Genomic DNA, 21456 nt, shown 5'->3' with positions numbered 1-21456 from the left:
ACAGGCCACATTATGACAGATACACAAGACGCGCTCGACATGGGTTTCGTGCAATCCCAATTTCCTGGCCTCGCATCGAACTGGGTGTTCTTTGACAACGCGGGCGGCAGCCAGATTGTCGGCGGCGTGGTGGATAAGATCAGCGAATTCCTGATCCACCGCAACGTGCAGATCGGCGGCAGCTATGCCGTATCCCAAGCCGCGGCCGAAGGGCTGATGCTTGGCCGCGTTGCCGCGCAAACGCTGGTGAATGCGGCCCGCCCCGAGGAAATCGTCTTCGGCCCCTCCACCACGCAACTGATGCGCACGCTGGCCGCATCCATGCGCAGCCAGTTCCAACCGGGGGACGAGATTATCGTCAGCCATGCTGACCACGAATCCAACATCGGTCCGTGGAAAGAGCTGGAAGAGTTCGGCATCGTCATCAAGAACTGGCCGCTGGACCAAGCCAGCATGACAATGCGGCTAGAGGATCTGGAACCGCTGATGACGGACCGCACAAAGCTGGTGTGCGTCCATCACGCGTCCAACATCCTTGGCTGGATCAATCCCATTCGTGACTTTGCCGATTTCGTCCATGCGCGCGGTGCGCGGCTGTGCGTCGATGCCGTCGCCTATGCCCCGCACCGGGCGATTGATGTGCAGGCGATGGACGCCGATTACTACGTCTTTAGCCTGTATAAATGCTACGGCCCGCATATGGCGATCATGTACGGCAAATACGATCTGCTGGGCGAGCTGGATGGCCAATACCACTGGTTCTATGGCAAGGACAAAATCCCCGGCAAACTAGAGCCCGGCAACCCGAATTACGAACTGGCCTACAGCACGACGGCGGTGGTTGAATACCTTGTCGCACTAGGCACCCGCCTTGGGGCCACGGGCAGCAACCGCGAAAAGCTGGAAGCCGCCTTTGACGGCATCACCGCGCAGGAAAACCTGCTGGCGGACCGTCTGCTGTCATGGCTGTCGGCCCGCAACGATTGCCATATCGTCGGGCGCGGGTTCGAGGGCGCGCAGCGCGTGCCGACCATCGCCTTCCGCTTTGACGGCATGGACTCTGGCGCGATTGCCGGCGCGATGGATGCCTACGGCATTGCCATCCGCTTCGGCGACTTCCATTCGCGCCGCTTGGTCGAGGATCTGAATGAAAGCCACGACAGCGGCGTGCTGCGGGTGTCCATGGTGCACTACAACACGCTGGCGCAGGTCGATAAACTGACCGCCGCGCTGGCCGAAGTCGTATCTACCCAAGCGCTTGCATCATGAGCGCGCCGCACGATCTGGCCATCAGGGGCGGCACCATCGTCACCGCATCTGACCGTTTCCGCGCCGACATCGGCGTGCGGGACGGGCGCATCACCGACATCGCCGCCAGCATCGAAGGCGCGAAAGAGGAGATCGATGCCACTGGCCTCTTCGTGCTGCCCGGCGGCATCGATGCCCATGTCCATCTGGCGCAGACGACCTCTGACGGGACGGTCATGGCCGATGACTTTGAAAGCGGCACGCGGTCGGCCGCAGCGGGGGGCAACACCACGGTCTTGCCCTTTGCCATGCAGGTGAAAGGCACGTCACTGCGCGACTGCGTCACCGCATATCACGAAAAGGCGGACGGCCAGTGCTATACCGACGTGTCCTTCCATCTGGTGATTTCCGACCCCACGCCGCAGGTGCTGGGGCAGGAACTGCCCGCCTTGGTGCGTGACGGATACACGTCGTTCAAGGTCTTCATGACCTATGACGATCTGGTGCTGAACGACGCCGAACTGCTGGACGTGTTCGACGTCGCCCGGCGTGAAAAGGCATTAGTCATGGTCCACGCCGAAGGCCACGACGCGATCAAATACATGACGTCCCGGCTGGAATCCGAAGGCAAAACCGCGCCCTATTATCACGCCGAAGCGCACCACCAAGTGGCAGAGCGCGAGGCGACCCACCGCGCCATCAGCCACGCCCAGATAACCGATGTGCCGGTGATGATCGTTCATGTGTCTGGCCGCGACCCGATGGAGCAGATCCAGTGGGCGCAAAAGCGCGGCATGAAGGTCCACGCCGAAACCTGTCCGCAATACATCGCCCTGACCCGCGACGACCTAAAGGGGCTGAATATGGATTTCGAGGGGGCAAAATACGTCTGCTCTCCTCCGCCGCGTGACGCGGACAGCCAAGCTGCGATCTGGGAAGGTCTGCGCGACGGCACGTTCGAAGTGTTTTCGTCCGACCACTGCCCGTTCTTCTACGAAGGCTCGAACGGCACGGGTAAGGACAATCCAAAGGCGCGGACGTCGTTTAAATGGGTGCCCAATGGCATCCCCGGCGTTGAAACCCGCCTGCCGATCCTGTTTTCCGAAGGGGTCAGCAAGGGCCGCATTTCACTAGAGCGCTTTGTCGCGCTGACCTCGACCAATCCGGCGAAACTATACGGCCTTTACCCGCAAAAGGGTGCGTTGGTCATCGGGGCCGACGCCGATATTACGCTGTGGGATCCGGCAAAGCAGGCTGCGATTACGCAAGACAACCTGCACCACGGATCTGATTATACCCCATACGAGGGGATGCAGATTACGGGCTGGCCGGTCCGCACAATCCTGCGCGGCCACACGATCATGCAGGACGGCGTAATCACCGGGACCAAAGGTGGCGGCCGCTATCAGACGCGCGGCACCAGTCAGGCGATGATCTAGGGGGCTGGGGCCCGGACAGCGCGGGTGCGGTTGGCCAACATGACGCCCGCGCAGATCAGCATCACCGCCAATGCGGTGCCGATGCTCAGCGCCTCGCCCAGCAAGGGCACCGCCATCACGGCGGCAAGGGCGGGGGCAAGCGATCCGATCGTTGCCGCCTTCGCGGCACCCAAACGGGCAATCGCGATGGCATAGGTCAGGGTCGCAACCAGCCCGGCCCCGACGCCTTGGGCAAGGATGAATGGCAGCGCATCGTGCAGACTTACATGGGCCAGATTGCTAGGCAGCACGCCGGTGGCCAGCAGCGGCGGCAGGACAAGCGCCGATGGCAGCGCCAACACCAGCGCGCAGCCCACCGGATCAAGCCCGCTGCCCCGCACGCCCAATGTATAGGTCGCCCAAAACAGGCTCGCCCCCAGCAGCATCGCCATGCCTGCCACGCTGCCCGCGGCCAAGCTGCCAGAGGCCGCGATCAAAGCCGCGACGCCCAGCAAGATCAGCGCCAAGGCGACAACGACCGACGGCTTTGGCCGCTCTCGGTACATCAGCCACGACAGAACGGCGACGGATACGGGCACTGTCCCGGCGATCAAGGCGCTGACATGCGTGGCCGATGTCTGCACCCCGCCGGACGCGGCCAGCCAAAAGAACGGCGCGCCTGCGCCGATCCCGATCATGGCCCAATTGCGCAGCGGTAAGCGGCGAAGCATGCCGATGCGTTTGGGCAAAAACGGCAGGAATACCAACGCCGGGATGCCGGACCGGATGATCGCGACATCGCCAATCGTCAACTGGGACGCCGCCGCCGCACGCGTCGACAATGCGAACCCAGCCCAGACCAGAACGGTCACAGCAATCGCCGCGTATCCGATGATAAGTTGCAGGTGCGTGTCCCAGAAATTGACGCGCGGAAGGCCGAGGGGGTGGGGGGCGCTGTGCATGATCGTCCTGCGTGCAAAAGATGTCATTTTATACGATGAATGGATCGGCAGGTGATTGCTAATAATTGCCCTAAACGATTATTCTTTGGCAGATTATGCTAAGGAATCCCCTAAATGGATCGCAAAGACCGCCAGATCATCGCAGCGCTGCAACGCAACGGCCGCCTGACCAATCAAGATTTGGCGGAGCAGGTGAACCTGTCCCCCTCGCCCTGTCTGCGCCGGACCCGCGCGCTAGAGGAACGCGGCGTGATCAAAGGATATACGGCGATTGTGGATGAAAAGGCCTATGGCCTGCCGGTCACGGCGCTGGTGCGGATCAGCCTAGAACGGCATACCGGCGCAGTTGTCGATCTGTTTGAAAAGAAGGTGCGCGAGACGGCCCAAATCCTTGATTGCTACGTCATCACAGGCAGTGAGGATTATCTGCTGCGTGTGCTTGTCGAGGATTTGGCGGGCTACGAGGCCTTTGTGCGCACGAAGCTGCACAATATTCCGGGGATCGCGTCGATTGATTCAAGCTTTGCTTATGGCATCTTAAAGCAGTCGACTGTCTTTCCCGTATTGGACTGACGGAACTGATGCGCGACGCGGTCCATGACCACGCCGCGCATCATGCAAGCGTCACGCTTGCGCGGCCTTGGCCGCTGCGCGTTTGAAGAACAGAAAATACAGCACCGGGGCCGCGATCAGCGTCAGCACCGACGCAAAGGCCAGGCCGCCCATGATTGTCACGGCCATCGACTGAAAGAACGCGTCGCTGATTAGGGGTAACATGCCCAAAATCGTGGTCGCCGCCGCCAAGAACACCGGCCGCAAACGCGAGGTAGAGGCTGAAACGATGGCATCGTCGAGCGGCATATCGGGATAGGCTTCGCGGGTCAGGTCAATCTCTTCCACCAGCACGATCCCGTTTTTGATCAGCATGCCGGACAGCGATAGCAAGCCAAGCAGGGCCGTAAAGGTAAACGGCATGCCCGTACCCAGCAGGGCAAGGCTAACACCGTTGACCGACATCGGAACCAGCAACCAGATGATCACCGGTTGTTTGACGGCGTTGAAAAGTAACACAGAAATCAGTACCATAATGATAAGGCTGATGGGCAATTGCCCGCCCAAAGACGCCTGCGCGTCTGAAGAGCTTTCTAGCTCTCCGCCCCATTCCATCGTGTAGCCGTCTGGAATGGGCATTTCCTCGATGGTGGTTTGCACCTCTGCCATGACCTCTGTCGCGGTCATGTTGCGGGGAATATCTGCCCCCACAGTGATGACATCTGCGCGGTCGCGGCGGTGAAATAAGGTGTCCTGCGGTTCGAACACGAAACCGTCGATAACCTGCACCATCGGGACATTCACGTTGCCGCTTTCGGAATAGATCACGTGATTCGTTAAGGCCATATCGTTGCCGGGCGGCGCGCGCAGGACGATTGGAACCTGGCGGTCGCCTTCGCGGAAGGTGCCAGCTGTCAGCCCCTCGACGGCGAACTGCAGAACCTTGGTGATATCGGATCGAGAGATCCCCGCATCCTGCGCGCGGTCATCGGCATAAATCGGGCGCAGGACCAGCTCTCGCTCGCGCCAATCTTGACGAAGCGCGCTGACGTTGTCTGACGCCGCATCCATCCGGGCCATCGCCTGATCCGCCAAGTCGCGCAGCGTGTCGGGGTTTGGACCGGAAAAGCGCACCTCGATCGGGGCACCGCCGCCGGGACCAAACGCCAAGCGCTTCACGCGGAATTCACCCTGTGGGATCGCGCTGTTCGCGTATGCCTCTAGCGCGTCCATCTCATCCTCGATCACATCAAGCGAGGTGACACGCACGATCATATGGCCGTAGCCGGGATTGGGATCCTCGGAATTATAGGTCAGCATAAAGCGCGACGCACCTTGGCCGACGAATGCGGAATAATCCGTCACCTCGGCACGTTCGGTCAGCCATTTTTCTAGTACGGCAATATCGTCAGATGTCTGGTGGATCGACGCCCCTTGCGGCAGCTTGTAGTGCACAAAATAGAGCGGCGTGTTGCTGTCGGGAAAGAACTGCTGCTTGATTTGACCGAATAGGCCGTAGCAAACAACCGTGGTCGCAACCAACCCCGCAACCACCAGCCAGCGGAACCGCAGACACACCCGCAAGACGGCTGCATAGGCGCGAAAAAGCCCGCCATCGTAGCCGCCGGTTTCATCGCCGCTGCCACGTTTGAAAAAGTAATGCCCCAACAAAGGCGTCACGGTGATCGCTAAAACCCATGATAGCAGCAGCGAAATCGCGATAACAGCAAAGAGGGAGAACAAGAACTCGCCCGTCGCATCGGGGCTAAGCCCGATCCCCGCAAAAGCCATGATGCCAATGACCGTGGCCCCAAGTAGCGGGATCTGCGTTTTGGACGCCGCGTCAGAGGCGGCGTCGCGGGATGACTGCCCGCCGCGCATGGAAATCTGCATCCCCTCGGCCACAACAATCGCGTTATCCACCAGCATCCCCATGGCGATAATCAGCGCGCCAAGGGAAATGCGCTCCATCTCGATCGAGCCGATGGCCATGAACAGCAGCGTGCCGACGACGGTCAGCAGCAAGGTCGTGCCGACGACGATTGCGGCCTGCCAGCCCATAAAGACGGCCAGCACGACAACCACGATCACGACTGACATCGCAAGGTTGATCAGAAACGCGTTCGAGGCTTCTTCGACCACTTTGTGCTGCTGGTAAATCGGTTCTATCGACACACCAAGCGGGATATCAACGCGCAATTCAGCCAAGCGCGCCTCGACCCGTTTGCCGACTTCGACGATGTTTTCAGTCGCAATTCCGGCAACGCCAAGGGTAAAGGCATCGACGCCATTGTGCCGGATAATCAGGTTTGGGTTGGTTTCCCGCGCCCGGTAGACTTCTGAAAAGTCGGCCAAATTGATGACTTCGCCGCTGACCCCAACGGACAAGGCGGCGATTTCTGCGACGCTGTCGGACCCTTCGGGGCGTTGGATGATCGTGCGGCCGTCCGGCGTTTGAATTGTGCCGCCGTCAACAACCTCATTGGCACCGGCCAGCGCGCCTTGAATTGCGGCAGGCGGAATCCCCATGGTTGTGCTTAGCGCCAGATCGGGTTCGACAAAGATCACCTCGTTAGGAACGCCTGACAGCGCCACGTTCGACACACCTTCGACGCCCAGCAGTTGCCTGCGTAAAAAAGCCGACAGATTGTTGATCTCTGCGTCGGAAAAGCCGGGGGCGGTGACGGCAAAATACAGGCCATACACATCGCCAAAACTATCGTTGATAAACGGCGTCGATGTGCCGCTGGGCAGGGCCGCTTCGCCGACACGGTTGCGCAGTTTGGTCCAGATCGCGGGCAGTTCGGTGCCGTCATATTGGTCGCGCATATTGACCGTAATCCACGACAAACCAGGCTGGTTCATCGTCTGGATGTCTTTGACTTCGCCCATCTTTTGGATTTCGGACTCAATTGGCTCTGACACCTCTAGCGCGACCTCTTCCGCTGATGCGCCGGGGTATTGCGTGACGACGATGGCGGTTTTGATGGTAAAGGCCGGGTCTTCAAGGCGGCCTAAAGTGCTAAAGCCCCAGATGCCGCCCAATAGGCAGATCAGCATCATAATCCATGTGTAAACCGGGCGGTCGATAGAGGCGCGTGCGATATCCATGATGATTTAGTTCCCGAAGCCAACAAAGCGGCGGACGGTGTCGCCGTCGGTCAGCGCGCTGGCCCCGATCACCACGATTTCCTGCCCCGGTGTCAGCCCTGCCAAGACCTTTACCTTGCCGTTGTCGGTCGGCGTGATGTCCACCGGCGTTGCCGCGACTGTGCCCTCGCTTGCGCCGGTCGGCGAGAAGACCATGACGCTGGTGCTATTGTCATTTTCCACGATCACGGCAGAACTTGGCACGATAATGCCTGCTTTGCCGGTCGGTAAAAGGGCGGTCACTTTGGCCGACGCGCCGGGCAAAACGTTCAGGTCATCCGGCGGTGTCATGCCCAGTGTGATGCTATAGGTTTGGCCAATTTGCGCTGTCTCGGCGTTATACTCGCGCAATTCCAACGGGTAGGTTTTGTCGTTGGATGAGAATTCTGCATAAACTTGTATCGCGGAATCGCGGCTTGCGCTTTGAAACAGGGTTTCGGGCACGTCGATTTCGATCCGCAAATCGGACATGTCATGCAGGCGCACCACAGAGCTGCCCGCCGCCACGGTCGAGTAATTGGGCACAGAGCGGGCGGCGACGATGCCGTCAAATGGCGCATGCAAAGTGGCGTTGGCCAGATCGCGCTGCGCGTTGCGCACGGCGATATCGGCCAGTTCAGCCTGCGTATCCGCATCCTGCAGCGTCGTTTCGGTGACAGAGCTGCCGACCAATTCGCGGTAGCGATCGGCGGTGCGATCCGCCTGTGTTTTCTGCGCGGTCGCCTGCGCAAGCGCGAGTTCGAACGGCACTTGATCCATACGGGCGACCAGATCGCCAGCTTTGACGGTGGCGCCTTCTTCGACAGGGAATTCTTCGATTTGGCCGCCGACTTGGAACGCCAGATCGACGGTTTCACGCGCTACGACCCGTCCAAAAAACACGCGCTGCTCTTCTGCGGCGCGCGAGGTGACTGTTTCCAGTTTGACGAAAGGGGCCTGCGATTGTGCCACGGCAGGCATCGCCAAAGTGCAGGCCAGAAACGCGATCAAAAAGGGCTGTTTCACCTAATATTCCTTTGTCGGGCGTCAGGTCATATTATCAACCTACCGCGTGTCACCTTACCAAAACGCTACGCTTGCACTGTAGTGGCTGCGTTTGGGCACGGCAAATGATGGTCCAAGCCCAGCTTGATTCAAGTTCGCGGCTGGAATGACATTTGTGTCAAAATGATGCAAGTGTCATTTTAGTCCGCGTGTGAATGTGTTATGCGCTGCATCGAAGGGGACGAACGCCATGTCTGACACAGCGCCATCTGACCACCGCACCCGCGTTGCCGCCGACCGGCGCGAAAAGACGCGCGCGCGGCTGGTCCAAAGCGCGATCCCCGTTTTCGCCGAAAAGGGCGTTGATGCCTCGGTGATCGACGACGTGATTGCAGCAGCGGGCGTGTCGCGCGGTACTTTTTATAACTATTTTCAAAGCAATCGCGACTTGCTGATTGCTGTAAATCATCAACTTGGTGACGAGCTGATCCTTGTGGTCAAGGAAACAGTGGCAGGTTTCCCTGACCCCGCTGAACGGGTTGCGGCGGGTATTGGTTTGCTGATCCAAGTGACTCGGGACAAGCCGCTGCTCGCGCGTTTTGTCGCGAAATGCGGCCTTGATACCGCGGGGCCAAGCAGTTTGGTCTATCAGTATCTCGCCGATCAAATCCAAAAAGGCATTGATGAAGGCCGGTTTTTGCCATGTCCGCTGCCCATCGCTTTGGATATGCTGGCGGGGGCGACCCTATGCGCGGTCCTGCGGATCAGTCAGGGCGGGGTTAGCGACCAGCACGGGCCAGAGGTTGTGAACATGATCCTGCGCGGCCTTGGCTTGAATGCGCAAGACGCGCAAACGCTTGCTGCCAAGCCGTTGCCGCACTTGGATATTCAGGCAGCATGTTCGTTGATGTCCAGCACATCGCAGGCACAGGGCTAAGGGCCGAACTGCTCCCTTATACCTTAGTTTGCACCGGCGTCGTCGGCCCATGATCCAGTCGAAAGATATGGTCAGCCGCCCCTTTGGGGAAATATTGTCGCACCAACGGGTCATGCCCGGGCACAATCAGCCCCGGCGCAGAGGCAAGGCGTTGCAGCGTGTGAAAGCCATCGAGCATGTTTTGCAGATCGACGACGATGGGAAACGGTTTGCGCGCCCACAGGTTTTCATAAAAATGCGCCGCGTCAGAGGCGAGCACCAGCCACCCCGCTTGCGTGCGCACGCGGACCGCTTGCAAACCGCGTGAATGGCCGCCGATGCAATGCACCGTCACGCCGTCCGCGACCTGTGCGTCACCATCGTGAAAGATGACTTTGCCAGCATACAGCCGCTTGATCGCGGTGCAGACGTGATCAGCGGTGAAAGGCGCGCGCAGGGTGTCGTGGCACATGCACGGTCCGGTGGCATAGGCCATTTCAGCGGTCTGCAAATGCAGGGCGGCATTGGGGAACAGGTGCAGCCCGCCCGCGTGGTCATAATGCAGATGGGTGACGATAATCTGCGTAATATCGTCTGGCGTCAGGCCCAAGGGGGCAAGGGCGGCGGCGGGGTTCATGCGAATGGGGCGCTGGCGCAACGCGGCCTCGGCGTCGTCATAGCCGGTATCGACAAGGATCACCTCTGACCCGCGCCGCAGTAACCACATGAAATAATCCATCGGATGCGGCGCGTCGTGGTTGTCATCAAAGATAAAGCTATCGCCGCGCACACGCGCATTGCGGTCAGCGTATTTGATTGCGTGAACTTCCCACAGGCTCATCGCCAGACCTCGGTAAAGGTCTGGACGGTTTTATCCGCCACCATGTCGCGCACCACCGCGTCAAAAGACACGAAATGCGCGCTTTTCAGATGAACCTGAAAGGCATCCGCGTCGGTGTAAACCTCGTATAAAAACACCTTATCGGGGCGGGCCGGGTCGGTGCAGACGTCGAACTGATGGCACTCTGGCTCTGCACCCAGCGACTGGGCGGCATTGGCCAGCATGTGCTTCAAGAACGCTGTCTGCGTTCCGGGGTGCAGGCGAAAGGTGACAGTCACGACAAACATAAAAGCCTCTTTTCAGAACAGACGCACCAGCGTCAGAGAGATTGCGGGGATGTAGGTGATCAAGCCTAGCGCGATGATTGCGACAATATAAAGCGGTGCCATGGCCCGCGCGATGCTAAGGACGCCGACCCCTGAAATCCGCGATGCCACATAAAGCGTCGCACCGACGGGGGGCGTGAACAAGCCGATGGCAACATTGCAGACCATGATGACGCCCAGATGCACCGGGTCGACGCCAAAGCTGACCGCCGTGGGCAGGAATAGCGGCGCGGTCAGCAAAATGGCAGGCACCGGGTCCAGCACAAGGCCAAGGATCAGCATCACGATATTGACCAGCAGCAGGAAGACCCAAGGCGAGCTGGAAAAGGACTGCACCGCACCCACAAGGATCGTCGGCATCTGCTCTAGCGTGATCAACCAGCCCAGCACGCTGGTCGCGCCAATCACGACCATCACGATGGCAGAGGTCACGAAGGCGTCGATCATCAGGTTCGGCAGGTCGCGCAGTGCAAAGTCGCGGTAGACCAGCATTGTGACGGCAAGACCGTAAATGACGGCAACGGCGGCGGCCTCTGTCGGGGTGACGAAGCCGGAAAAGATACCGCCAAGGATCAGGACAGGCATCATCAGCGCGGGCAGGGTGCTGACAAAGGACTGCCACAGCGCCTTGCGGCTGGTGCGGTGTCCGCCCGCGTCGCAGCCTGTCGATTTGCCGACGCGGTAGCAGACGATCATGAACAAGCCACCAAACAGCAGGCCCGGCACGGTTCCGGCCAGAAACAGATCAGCGACGGATACGCCGCCGACGAAGCCATAAATCAGCATCGGGATCGAAGGTGGAATGATGATGCCGATGGTGCCTGCTGCAGCGACAAGCCCAGCAGCAAAGGCGGGTTTGTAGCCCTGCTTGGCCATATTCTTGATCATCACGGACCCGATGGCTGCGCTATCGGCAATGGCAGAGCCAGAGATGCCGCCAAAGATCATCGACGCCCCGACAACAACCATGCCAAGCCCGCCGGGCATGAAACCCAGAAGTTCCTTAGAGAACGTAATGATCCGTTGGCCGACTCCGCCCCGGCTCATGAGTTCGCCAGCGACGATGAACAGGGGGATGGCGATGAAATGGTTCGGCTCTACCCCGCCGATAAAGTTGAGGTAAAGCGCCTGCAGCGGGTAGCCCAGATCGAAAACAATGATCGGCAGGACCGAGGAGATCAGGATCGCCCAGACCAGCGGAATGCCAAGAAAGACGGTCGTCAGAAAGACCGCGACAACGAAAAGAAGGATCATGCGCCGCCCCCGTCCGTCATCGGCACGCCGCGCAGGACAAGCCACGAATTAAACAAGTGGAACACCAGGCTAAGCGCCATGCCCGCGGGCATGGACGCGTAAAGCAGGCCGACCGGCCAATACAGCACTGTCGTGCTTTGCCGCCACGTGTGCCCGGAAATGCTGATGCCTTTGATAATCAGGCTCAGCAGTAGCGCGGCGATCAGCAGGTTGATTGCATGTTCCAGCAGCGCCTTGGCACGGGGGGAAAACAGTATGTCCACAATTTCCGTCACGCGCATCTGCGCGCCCCGCGCTGTGACGGCGGCGCACCCCAGAAATGTTGTCCACAGCAGCAAGAACGCTGTGACCTCTAGCGACCACGCCAGATCGAACCCGGCCACGCTGCGCAGCGTCGCATTCGCGAAAACCAGTGTCAGGATCGCAAAGCCGCCAAGCGCAAGCAAAGCATCAATCACGCGGCTCAGGCCAAGCAAAAATGGCGGGTAGTACAAACGGAAATCCATGGCGGGGGCCTTTTGAAACCGGAGTGGGGGAGGTGCCGGTTCAGGCACCTCCGCAGGTCGGGCGATAATGCTTGGCTATTGGGCAGGCATTGCGGTGCGGATCGTCTCGACCTCGGCCAGCACCTTGTCGACTTCGGTGCCGTAAACGCCGCGCGCCTGATCATAGACCGACGCGACCGCATCGCGGAACGGGCCCACGTCTGGCGTGATGATCGTGGCGCCCTCTGCGGCCATCTGTTCAAGCTGGGCCGCCTCAGAGCTTTTGACCAGCTCGCGGCTAAACGCTGACGAATCCGCCGCGGCGCGGGTGATCGCGTCTTTGTCAGCGTCAGAAAAGCTTTGCCACGTCTTCTCGGCCACGGTCAGGGGCAGGGGCGAATAGACGTGCCGCGTCAGGGTCAGATTGGGCGCAACTTCGGTGAATTTCAGCGACAAAATGGTGTCGACCGGGTTTTCCTGGCCGTCCACAGTGCCCTGCTGGATCGCGAGGTAAACGTCCGTCACCGGCATGACGACAGTCTGAAAGCCGATTGCTTCCATCGTCCAGCGGATCATGTCGTTCGGAAAGACGCGCATTTTCTTGCCCGCGGCATCGGCCGGGGCATTCAGCGGAAATGTCGTGGTAAAGCTGCGAACGCCGGCTTCCCATGTCGATAGGACGCGAAAGCCGACCTCTGGCAGTTTGGCAAATTCGCCCTGCATCCATGCGGAGTTGTCGTAGAACTCCCAGCCCTGTTCGTAGCTGTCGACCAGAAACGGCATCGCCGTCAGGTTCAGCGATGGCAAATGCGATGCATAGGAACCCGTCGCGGACACGGTGAAATCGACGCCGCCAAGCTGCATTTGTTCGATCGCTTTGGGGTCATTGCCCAGCTGACCGGCCGGGAAAATCCGCACCTCGTAGCGGCCTTCGGTGTATTCTTTGACCTTTTCGGCAAAGACCGCCGCGGCCTGATCGCGCGACCCGCCGGGGTTGTCGGTGTGGCTGAATTTTAAAATCGTCTGTGCCTGCGCGGCCCCGGCAATCAGCAACGCTGCGGCGGCTGCGGCAAAGCGCAATGATGTGGTGATCTTCATGTTCATGGTTTCCTCCCAAAAGCTAGAACAGTCGGTATTGTATTTATTTGCGTATGCGTTAATAAATGTGTTGTCAACTTTTGGATTTGATCCAATGCAACGAAAGCCCGAGGATGCAGGCCATGAAGCAGAATTTTGAAATTGCGGTATTTGAAGGCGACGGCATTGGTCCTGAAATCATCAGTCCCACGGTCGCGATCCTGAAAAAACTGGCGGCTCTGTCGCCTGATTATACCCTTAGCTTTGCCGATGCGCCTGCGGGCGCAGCGCACTATGCCCGCACAGGGGAATCGTTGCCCAAGGCGTCGATGGATCTGGCGCGCAGCGCTGATGCGATCCTGCTGTCGGCGATGGGGCTTCCATCCGTGCGTTACGCGGACGGCACCGAAATCTCGCCTCAGATTGATCTGCGCAAGGCGCTGACGCTGTTTGCCGGGGTGCGGCCTGTGACGGTACGCGCGGGGCAACCGACGCCGCTGAATATGCCGGACGGGAAAGAGATCGATTTTGTCCTGATCCGCGAAAGCACCGAAGGCCTGTTCTATACCCAAGGACGCGGTGAGGTGACGAAAGACGAGGCGCGAGAGACGCTGCTGATCACCCGCGATATTTCGGAAAAGCTGTTCCGCTTTGCGTTCAACCTGGCGCAAACGCGCAAAGACACGGGCCGCGGCCCCGGTAAAGTCACCTGCGTCGACAAGGCCAACGTTTTCCGCGCCTTCGCCTTCTTCCGAGAGATCTTTGACGCAGAGGCGGCGCGCCACCCGGATCTGATCGCCGATCACGCCTATGTCGATGCAACGGCGCTTTGGATGGTGCTGAAGCCGTGGGATTTCGACGTGCTAGTGACGGAAAACATGTTCGGCGACATTTTGTCCGATCTGGGGGCCGGGCTGATGGGCGGGCTGGGCCTAGCGCCTTCGGCGGATATCGGGCTGGATCACGCGGTGTTTCAGCCTTGCCATGGCTCTGCGCCCGATATCGCGGGGCAGGGGCTGGCCAATCCGCTGGCGATGATCTTGTCCGCGGCCATGATGCTAGACTGGCTTGGCATCAAACACGATAACCCCGCGATGACCGCAGATGGCAAACGTCTTCGCGAAGCGGTGGAGGCCGTGGTGGCGGAAGGCAAAGTTCTGACGCGCGATCTGGGCGGCACCTCTGGCACGGCGGATGCGGCGGACGCAGTTGCCGCGGCATTGGGTTTGGTATGACGGTGCCTGCGCGCCTGCGCGTGGCCTGTGTCGGGGCCGGCTATTTCAGCCGGTTCCACTATGACAGCTGGGCGCGCATTGACCGGGTCGATCTGGTGGGATCGTGCAACCGCGATATCGAAAAGGCGCGGGCGACCGGATTGCCTGCCTTCGATGACCTGCAAGCCATGTTGGACCAGACACAGCCTGACCTGCTGGATATCGTCCTGCCGCCCGTGGCCCATGCGGACACCATCCGCACGGCGCTGCGGTGCGGGGTAAAGCTGATGATTTGTCAAAAGCCGTTCTGCCAGTCCTTGATTGAAGCCCGCGCTATCGTCGCAGAGGCAGAGGCCGTTGGCGCCCGCATCGTCGTGCACGAAAACTTTCGGTTTCAGCCGTGGTACCGTGTGATCAAGGCAGCGCTTGATCGCGGCGCGATCGGGACGGTTCTGCAGGCCACGTTTCGGCTGCGCACTGGCGACGGGCAGGGCCCGGATGCCTACCTTGATCGGCAGCCATATTTTCAACAGATGGACCGGTTTCTGATCCACGAAACAGGCGTGCACTGGGTCGACACATTTCGGTATTTGTTCGGCAATCCGCTGTCCGTCTACGCCGACCTGCGCCAAGTAAATCCCGTGCTTGCGGGCGAGGATGCAGGCTACGTCCTGTTTGATCATCCCGGCGGGGTGCGGGCGATGTTCGACGGGAACCGCAACCTTGACCACGCTGCCGACAACCTGCGCCGTACCATGGGCGAGGCTTTGATTGAAGGCACCGACGGAACCCTAACGTTGACCGGCGACGGTGTGGTCGCCCTGCGCCGCTTTCACGCGATGAAGACGCAGACTCTTATCGGACCAGATCACTGGGACGGCTTTGGCGGTGACTGTGTGCATGCGTTGCAAAGTCACGTCGTCGCCGGGGTTCTGGATGGCACGCCGCTTGAAAACCTTGCACCGGACTACCTGTCTGTGATTCAGATAGAGGACGAAATCTACGCGTCCTCGCGCGAGGGCCGCAAAATCAAGCTGGAGCTGTCTTGAAAAACCTCGATGACCGAGTCCTTTCCTCGACACAGCGCGCGGTTCAATCCCTGCGCGAGCTTATTTTCTGCGGCGAACTTCCCGCCGGTTCTGACCATCTAGAGGCAGAACTGGCAGAGCGGTTCGGTATGTCCCGCACCCCGGTCAGAGAGGCCGCTTTGGTGCTGGAAAGCCAAGGTTTGGTGGAAATGCGCCCGCGCAAAGGCATTCGCATTTTGCCTGTGTCTGCTGACGACATGCGCGAAATCTATGATGTGCTGACCGAACTGGAAAGCCTTGCCGCGCAGCAGGCCGCGCTGCAAGCCTATCAGGCCAGTGATCTGAAAAACCTAGAGGCCGCGATCAATGACATGGACGACGCGATCAAAGCGGGTGACCTAGAGGCTTGGGCGCAGGCGGACGACCGGTTTCATACCGAACTCGTGCGGCTTGGCAAAAACGCGCGGATCGAAGCGATCGTCGCAATGATGAGCGATCAGGTCAAACGCGCCCGCGCGCTGACCCTGTTCATGCGCCCGCTGCCCGTCAAATCGAACGAAGATCACCGTATGGTGTTTGAGGCGATTAAACGCGGTGATGCGGATGCGGCGCACCGCATTCACAAAAGTCATCGGCAAAACGCCAAGGACATGCTGATCGCACTGCTGCGCACCAATCGGTTGTCGCGGATATAAGCCCGCTTTCCTGCTGCATGCTTGCGGTACCGCGAAAGCGTCCCGGCCCAGCCTGCGGGCGCTAGACCAGTGCGGCGTTTGGCATTTGGAACGTGAAGACCGTCTCGTTATCGGTTGATGTCACGGTCAAGGTGCCACCGTGACCCTTTGCAATTTCCGACGCGATAAACAGGCCCAATCCCAAACCTTCGCGGCTGGGCCGGTCGCCGCCGCGGTGAAACGGCTCGAACAAGGTTGGCAGCATGTCATCGGGGATCTTGGCACCGCCATTTGTCACGGCCAGCGTAAAGGTGCCGCCTTGGACCTTGGCGCTGACCTGAATGGGTGTCCCTTCAGGGCCGTGGGTGACCGCATTGGCCAGAAGGTTCGAAAACAGCTGCGAAATGCGCGGCGCGTCGCAGTTTACGGTGCCGGGCAGGTCGATGTCTGCGAGGATCTGTTGGTCCGGCGCAACCGCCTGCAATTCGGCAATGATCTGCGCCAGCGATGCGCCAAGGTCAGTGTTAGCGCGCCGTTCAATCACGATGCCGCCGCCACTGCGTTTGCGCGCCTGATCCAGCAAGTTTTCAATCAAAAGCGCCATCCGGTTGACCGAGGCGCGCATCAGGCCAACCAGCTCAGTCGCCTGCGGGTCATTAATGCGCCGTTCGATCATCCGCAAACCAGCTGTCAGTGCGTTGACCGGATTGCGCAGATCATGGGCCAAAATCGCAATAAACTGCTCTTGTTGTTCGGCCAATGCGCGTTCTTGCGTCAGCGCCGCGCGGCTTTGCGATAGCGCTTCGTCGTTGTCCAAAATCTCGCCGATCATGCGGGCGAACAGGCGAAACATGGCTAGAATCCGGTCCTGTTTCAGCACACGCGGGGTAGGGTCGATGGCGCAAAGCGTGCCAAAGAATGACCCGTCAGCCCGCAGGATTGGGACGGAAATATAACTGCGAAAGTCGTACTGCGCGGGGCAATGGTGGTCCACATAATGCGGATCGCTGTGCACATCGTCGATGACGATCTCTTCACCATAGTTGCGCACCTCGTGGCACAGCGTGCTTTCAACGTCGAGCTCGTCACCGGGTTTTAGGCCGAAATTGATGTGATCAACGGCCTGACAGGTCACCCATGGTGTATCCGTCACGCGGGCCACGGCGGTAAATCCCATGCCTGTGGCCAGCACAATGGTTTCCAATAGTGTCGGTATGGTCGGGCTGCGGCCAATCGCGGCAATATCTTCGTGAAAATCGTGCGCAGGTGTCACAGGCGGGGTACTCTCATCGAAGGTACGCAGGCTTATTTATCTGCGTCATATGTCACCGTTTAAAAGATGACACCTCCTTGTGCCATAAACTATGACATATGTTAACGCTCAGCGGGCTTCGCGGCGGCACTCGGCCTATATCAGCCGCCATTGCTGATGTTGCCCAGGTTGGGCCACGCAAGCGTGGCCCGCCGCCGCTACCATTTCAGCGCAAACCGCCCGGCGATAGCACCGACCCCGGCCACGCCAAGGATCGCCAGCGTGTACCATGTGCCGTAAAATAGCGGAGAGTTTTCAATGCAATACAGCGAATAGATTGCCGCGGCAAAGCCTGCTGCCGTCAGCCCGGCCACCATGCCGCAGCGCATGGGATGTTCCGGTGCGCCGCGCCGCAAGGCAACCAGCAGGGCGGCAAGGATCGGGGCGGACAGCACAGGAATCGACACCAAGCAGGTCATGATGGACTTGCCCTGCAACGCCATGGACCAAGACGGACCGGGGGTGGTTAACAAAGACGCCGCGACAAGCATCGCCAACACGGCGGGCAGGGCCCAGACCGCATGGCGGGTGCGGCTTTGCCCAGCAGGGCGGGCCTGCGCCAGCATCCACGGCAGTGCAATCGCGCCCAGCGCCAATGGCAGTAGGGTCTTGGCCAGCAGCGGCATATTACCATAAATCGCGGCGGGATCGGACCGAACGCCCCACAGCAAAGCAAACAGCACCGCCGTCAAAGCTGTCCCGCCTGCAAGGCCCAGCATCACGCCATTGGTCAGTAGACCGGGACGCACCGGGGTCATATCTGCCCCAAGGCTGGCAATCAGATCATTCGTATTCATGTCGGGGCCTTCTGGTTGGCCGTTTCAGGGTCGTCTTCGGCAACCGCAGCGCTAAGCCGCGTCATTGCCCTGTGCAGGGCCACGCGCACCGCGCCGGGTGTCATATTCAACTGGGCCCCCACCTCTTCGGCGGTCAGTCCTTGCAGTTTAATTTGCCGCACAATCGCGGCAGAGGTATCGTCAAGCCGCGTCAGCAACACGTCCAAATCACGCGCAGCAGTCGGGTCGATGACGTTGTCATCAGCCACCTGCGCCTCTTCGCCGTCAAAGGCGGTGGTGCGGCTCCGTCCTGATTTGCGCAGGGCGTCGATCGTTTTGTACCGCGCAATCGCATAAAGCCATGCGCTGACCGGTTCATTTTCACGCCAAGTATGGCGTTTTTCATGGATCGCAATCAGGACGTTCTGCAAGATGTCCTCGCAATCTTCGTGACGCCCACCACTGCGGGCTTGGATGACACCCCGCAGCACCGGTGCGACCTGTTTCAGGAACGCGATATAGGCGTCGCGGTGTCCATTATTCGCTTGCCGCAGTAGGTCGGCCCATTTGGCGTCTCTCATTGGTCCGACATCTTTCAGTTCGTTGCAGCGACGTGCTTCGTTACAGGCTGCGGCATAAATAGTTCACACCGCCTTTCAAATGCAAATCTTTGGCAACACGGGATGTTACATTGCTTCACCTAAACGCGAGGGCTGTAACAGATCGGGTTTGGCCAGCGAATTGCCTAGCATCGGACGCCAACAGGGTGCCGAGTGTTAGACCGGAGAAGAAACATGAACACCAAGACAACAACCCTCGCTCTCGCAATCCTCGGCGCATGTGCCACCGTGACCGGCGCCAGCGCGCAGGACATGGAAAAGTGCTTCGGCGTGGCATTGGCCGGCGAAAACGGCTGTGCAGCTGGCCCCGGCACGACCTGCGCCGGCACCTCCACCATCGACTATCAGGGCAACGCCTGGTCCTTGGTTCCAGCTGGCACCTGTGCAGACATGGCTGTGCCTGCTGCTGCTGACGGCACCGACCGCATGGGTTCGCTGGAAGAGCTGACACGCGACATCCCGGCCTAATCGCCGATCTGCACCGCGCGGGCCCCAATCCGCGCGGTGCACCTTTAGCCTAAGACATAAGGACCTCTGCCATGACCCAGCTTCCTGATACCGTCGGCATCGGCTTTAAACGCTCTCACTTCGATGCGTTGCAGGCCACGCCAAATCGGCTGGGTTTCCTTGAGGTTCATGCAGAAAACTACATGGGCGACGGCGGCCCGCCCCACGCCCAACTGATGAAATTGCGGGCCGATTACGCCCTGTCGATCCACGGTGTCGGCCTATCCATTGGCGGCGCTGGCCCGTTGGACCGCGATCATCTGACCCGCCTCAAAAACCTGTGCGAGCGTTACCAGCCAGAGAGCTTTTCCGAGCATCTGGCATGGTCCAGCCACAGCGATGCGTTTTTGAACGACCTGCTGCCGCTACCCTATGATGACGAAACGCTTGCGACGGTGTGCGAACATATCGATCAACTGCAAAGCGCGATTGGCCGCCCCATGCTGCTGGAAAACCCGTCCACCTATGTGACGTTCGAAAGCTCTACCTTGGCCGAAACGGACTTTCTGCGCGCTATTGTTGATCGCACCGGATGCGGGTTGCTGCTGGACGTGAACAACGTTTTTGTCAGCTGCACCAATCACCGCGCCGATCCGCGTGCCTATCTGGCGGCCTTTCCAACGCAAGCCGTCGGTGAAATCCACCTAGGCGGCCACGATGAAGAAGAGTTGCCGTCTGGCCCGCTACTGATCGATTCTCACGGTGCTCCTGTCGCTGACCCGGTCTGGACGCTTTATGCGGAAACGATGCACCGCCTTGGCCCGCGCCCGACATTGATCGAATGGGATACAGACGTGCCCGCGCTGTCTGTGCTGCTGGATGAAGCGAACCGCGCGGCCGATATTCTGGACGGGGCGCGCCATGCAATCGCATCTTGAAACCCAAGCCGCGTTCCGCGCGGCCCTGAACAACGCAGAGCTACCGCCCGGCATTACGGCTGTGGGCGATCTGGACCGGCGTTTTTCGGTCTATCGCAACACCGTCGCCCATTCCCTGTCAGAGGCGCTGGGCCAGCGTTTTCCGTCCGTCGCCCGCATTGTGGGGGATGCGTTTTTCAAAGCCGTAGCGCAGATTTTTGTGACCGCGCATCCACCGCGTTCACCTGTCTTGCATACCTATGGCGACGCATTCCCCGCATTTCTGGCCAGCTTTCCGCCCGCCGCCACGCTGCCCTATCTGCCAGACGTTGCCCGGATCGAGCTGCTGCGCGGCGAAGCTTATCACGCTGCCGATGCGGACCCGATGCCTGCTGATACCTGCGCCGCGCAGATCAGTGCTGACCCGGATCATGCGGTGCTGTCGCTGCACCCATCGCTGCGGGTCTTTGTGTCAGACAGCCATCCTGCTGTGTCGATCTGGGCGATGAACCAGCCCGGCGCGACCGCCGCGCCGCCACCGCCGGACGCAGAGGCGGCGTTGATCTTTCGCCGGGGCGACAATGCCGCCGTGCTGAAAATTGACCCTGACGCGGCCCGGATCGTCGCCGCGCTTATCGGCGGTGCGCCCCTTGGCGCGGCCTGCCAAGATGTCGCGCCCGATATCGCGGCTTCGGCGTTTTCGACCCTTCTACAACACGGGCTGATCATCGGCCTGTCCCAAGCCAAAGAAAGTGGGACCCATGACTGATTATACCGGTACGAACATGAGCCAATCCAAAGGCGACACCATCCGCCGCACGTTCCGCAGTGTGAACGCCTTAGCTGGACGTTTGCCGTGGTCCGTCCCCGCATTGCTGGCCCGCCTGATCCCGGCAGCAGTGTTCTGGGCATCAGCCCGGACCAAGGTTGACGGCTTCGCCATCGCGGACGGCACATGGTGGCTGTTTGAAAACGAATACGCCTTGCCGATCATCCCATCCGCGCTTGCCGCTGTGATGGCGACGCTGGCAGAGCATATCTTTGCCGTCACGCTGGCGCTTGGCTTTGCAACGCGCCTGTCGGCAGCGGCGCTGCTGGGGATGACGCTGGTTATTCAGGTGTTCGTCTATCCAGACGCTTGGATCACACACGGGCTGTGGGCGGCGTGTTTTCTGGTGCTGATCGCTAAGGGTCCGGGCGCTATCTCGCTCGACCGTGTGCTGCGCCTTGATGACTGACGCGGGCGCGCAGACAC

At 60.0% G+C, this 21456-nt stretch carries 22 protein-coding genes; 11 read left to right on the top strand and 11 right to left on the bottom strand.

The window, feature by feature from the left end; genetic code table 11:
* Nucleotides 1-12: 12 nt before the first annotated feature.
* On the top strand, nt 13-1269 hold the full coding sequence (locus KBW81_RS13220; protein WP_254247490.1) for a cysteine desulfurase-like protein: 1257 nt from the start codon (nt 13-15) through the stop codon (nt 1267-1269).
* On the top strand, nt 1266-2687 hold the full coding sequence (gene hydA / locus KBW81_RS13215) for a dihydropyrimidinase (RefSeq protein ID WP_254247489.1): 1422 nt from the start codon (nt 1266-1268) through the stop codon (nt 2685-2687). The genes KBW81_RS13220 and hydA overlap by 4 nt, the downstream gene beginning before the upstream one ends.
* Here the strand turns inward: hydA and KBW81_RS13210 are convergent.
* Nucleotides 2684-3628, bottom strand: a complete 945-nt coding sequence (locus KBW81_RS13210) for a DMT family transporter (protein WP_090185855.1) — start codon at nt 3626-3628, stop codon at nt 2684-2686. The two genes, hydA and KBW81_RS13210, sit on opposite strands and share 4 nt — an antisense overlap.
* Before the next feature lie 114 nt (nt 3629-3742).
* On the opposite strand from KBW81_RS13210, the gene KBW81_RS13205 reads away from it, so the two are divergent.
* Entirely contained in the window at nt 3743-4201 is a 459-nt protein-coding gene (locus tag KBW81_RS13205) for an Lrp/AsnC family transcriptional regulator (protein WP_254247488.1), read from the top strand.
* Between the two features lie 51 nt (nt 4202-4252).
* Here the strand turns inward: KBW81_RS13205 and KBW81_RS13200 are convergent, their stop codons facing one another.
* Together KBW81_RS13200 and KBW81_RS13195 are read right to left on the bottom strand one after the other, a co-directional pair.
* On the bottom strand, nt 4253-7291 hold the full coding sequence (locus KBW81_RS13200; protein WP_254247487.1) for an efflux RND transporter permease subunit: 3039 nt from the start codon (nt 7289-7291) through the stop codon (nt 4253-4255).
* 6 nt (nt 7292-7297) lie between these two features.
* Complete coding sequence (locus KBW81_RS13195) at nt 7298-8335, bottom strand: efflux RND transporter periplasmic adaptor subunit (RefSeq protein WP_245754127.1); 1038 nt, start codon at nt 8333-8335, stop codon at nt 7298-7300.
* 229 nt (nt 8336-8564) lie between these two features.
* Here KBW81_RS13195 and KBW81_RS13190 point away from each other — a divergent pair, with 229 nt between their 5' ends.
* Nucleotides 8565-9251: a TetR/AcrR family transcriptional regulator gene (locus KBW81_RS13190; protein ID WP_254247486.1), complete on the top strand. Its 687-nt coding sequence runs from the start codon at nt 8565-8567 to the stop codon at nt 9249-9251.
* A gap of 16 nt (nt 9252-9267) precedes the next feature.
* Here the strand turns inward: KBW81_RS13190 and KBW81_RS13185 are convergent, their stop codons facing one another.
* The 5 genes from KBW81_RS13185 to KBW81_RS13165 form a co-directional block, all read right to left on the bottom strand.
* A complete protein-coding gene (locus tag KBW81_RS13185) occupies nt 9268-10071 on the bottom strand; it encodes an N-acyl homoserine lactonase family protein (RefSeq protein WP_254247485.1) in 804 nt (267 codons plus the stop codon).
* Nucleotides 10068-10358: a putative quinol monooxygenase gene (locus tag KBW81_RS13180; RefSeq protein WP_254247484.1), complete on the bottom strand. Its 291-nt coding sequence runs from the start codon at nt 10356-10358 to the stop codon at nt 10068-10070. The genes KBW81_RS13185 and KBW81_RS13180 overlap by 4 nt, the downstream gene beginning before the upstream one ends.
* A 12-nt stretch (nt 10359-10370) precedes the next feature.
* The gene (locus KBW81_RS13175; RefSeq protein ID WP_254247483.1) at nt 10371-11651 is read right to left on the bottom strand and encodes a TRAP transporter large permease; all 1281 of its coding nucleotides are present in this window, start codon (nt 11649-11651) and stop codon (nt 10371-10373) included.
* Nucleotides 11648-12157 carry a TRAP transporter small permease gene (locus KBW81_RS13170; RefSeq protein ID WP_254247482.1) on the bottom strand — a complete coding sequence of 170 codons (510 nt, stop codon included), beginning with the start codon at nt 12155-12157 and terminating at the stop codon, nt 11648-11650. Before KBW81_RS13170 ends, KBW81_RS13175 begins: the two co-directional genes overlap by 4 nt.
* 75 nt (nt 12158-12232) lie before the next feature.
* Nucleotides 12233-13234, bottom strand: a complete 1002-nt coding sequence (locus tag KBW81_RS13165) for a TRAP transporter substrate-binding protein (protein WP_254247481.1) — start codon at nt 13232-13234, stop codon at nt 12233-12235.
* 122 nt (nt 13235-13356) lie between these two features.
* Between KBW81_RS13165 and KBW81_RS13160 the strand changes: the two genes are divergently transcribed.
* The 3 genes from KBW81_RS13160 to KBW81_RS13150 are packed head-to-tail and all read left to right on the top strand — an operon-like array spanning nt 13357 to nt 16150.
* The gene (locus KBW81_RS13160) at nt 13357-14448 is read left to right on the top strand and encodes an isocitrate/isopropylmalate dehydrogenase family protein (protein ID WP_254247480.1); all 1092 of its coding nucleotides are present in this window, start codon (nt 13357-13359) and stop codon (nt 14446-14448) included.
* A complete protein-coding gene (locus KBW81_RS13155; protein ID WP_254247479.1) occupies nt 14445-15476 on the top strand; it encodes a Gfo/Idh/MocA family protein in 1032 nt (343 codons plus the stop codon). The genes KBW81_RS13160 and KBW81_RS13155 overlap by 4 nt, the downstream gene beginning before the upstream one ends.
* Nucleotides 15473-16150, top strand: a complete 678-nt coding sequence (locus KBW81_RS13150; RefSeq protein ID WP_254247478.1) for a GntR family transcriptional regulator — start codon at nt 15473-15475, stop codon at nt 16148-16150. Before KBW81_RS13155 ends, KBW81_RS13150 begins: the two co-directional genes overlap by 4 nt.
* Before the next feature lie 61 nt (nt 16151-16211).
* On the opposite strand, the gene KBW81_RS13145 is transcribed toward KBW81_RS13150, so the two are convergent.
* From KBW81_RS13145 to KBW81_RS13135, 3 genes are all read right to left on the bottom strand, one after another.
* A complete protein-coding gene (locus KBW81_RS13145; RefSeq protein ID WP_254247477.1) occupies nt 16212-17402 on the bottom strand; it encodes a GAF domain-containing sensor histidine kinase in 1191 nt (396 codons plus the stop codon).
* 197 nt (nt 17403-17599) lie between these two features.
* Entirely contained in the window at nt 17600-18238 is a 639-nt protein-coding gene (locus KBW81_RS13140; protein WP_254247476.1) for an NrsF family protein, read from the bottom strand.
* Entirely contained in the window at nt 18235-18798 is a 564-nt protein-coding gene (locus KBW81_RS13135) for a sigma-70 family RNA polymerase sigma factor (RefSeq protein ID WP_090185890.1), read from the bottom strand. The genes KBW81_RS13140 and KBW81_RS13135 overlap by 4 nt, the downstream gene beginning before the upstream one ends.
* A gap of 213 nt (nt 18799-19011) precedes the next feature.
* Here KBW81_RS13135 and KBW81_RS13130 point away from each other — a divergent pair, with 213 nt between their 5' ends.
* The 4 genes from KBW81_RS13130 to KBW81_RS13115 all read left to right on the top strand — a co-directional run bounded on the left by KBW81_RS13130 (nt 19012) and on the right by KBW81_RS13115 (nt 21439).
* Entirely contained in the window at nt 19012-19305 is a 294-nt protein-coding gene (locus KBW81_RS13130; RefSeq protein WP_090185893.1) for a BufA1 family periplasmic bufferin-type metallophore, read from the top strand.
* 71 nt (nt 19306-19376) lie between these two features.
* Entirely contained in the window at nt 19377-20222 is an 846-nt protein-coding gene (bufB, locus tag KBW81_RS13125) for an MNIO family bufferin maturase (protein WP_254247475.1), read from the top strand.
* Complete coding sequence (locus tag KBW81_RS13120; RefSeq protein ID WP_254247474.1) at nt 20206-20970, top strand: HvfC/BufC N-terminal domain-containing protein; 765 nt, start codon at nt 20206-20208, stop codon at nt 20968-20970. Before bufB ends, KBW81_RS13120 begins: the two co-directional genes overlap by 17 nt.
* Nucleotides 20963-21439 (top strand): DoxX family protein, encoded by a 477-nt coding sequence (locus KBW81_RS13115; RefSeq protein WP_254247473.1) that lies wholly within the window; start codon nt 20963-20965, stop codon nt 21437-21439. The genes KBW81_RS13120 and KBW81_RS13115 overlap by 8 nt, the downstream gene beginning before the upstream one ends.
* Nucleotides 21440-21456: the final 17 nt, after the last annotated feature.

The sequence above is a fragment of the Loktanella salsilacus genome, from assembly GCF_024206795.1.
In the GTDB taxonomy this organism is placed as follows: domain Bacteria; phylum Pseudomonadota; class Alphaproteobacteria; order Rhodobacterales; family Rhodobacteraceae; genus Loktanella; species Loktanella salsilacus.
This window is presented reverse-complemented; position numbering and strand designations above follow the sequence as displayed.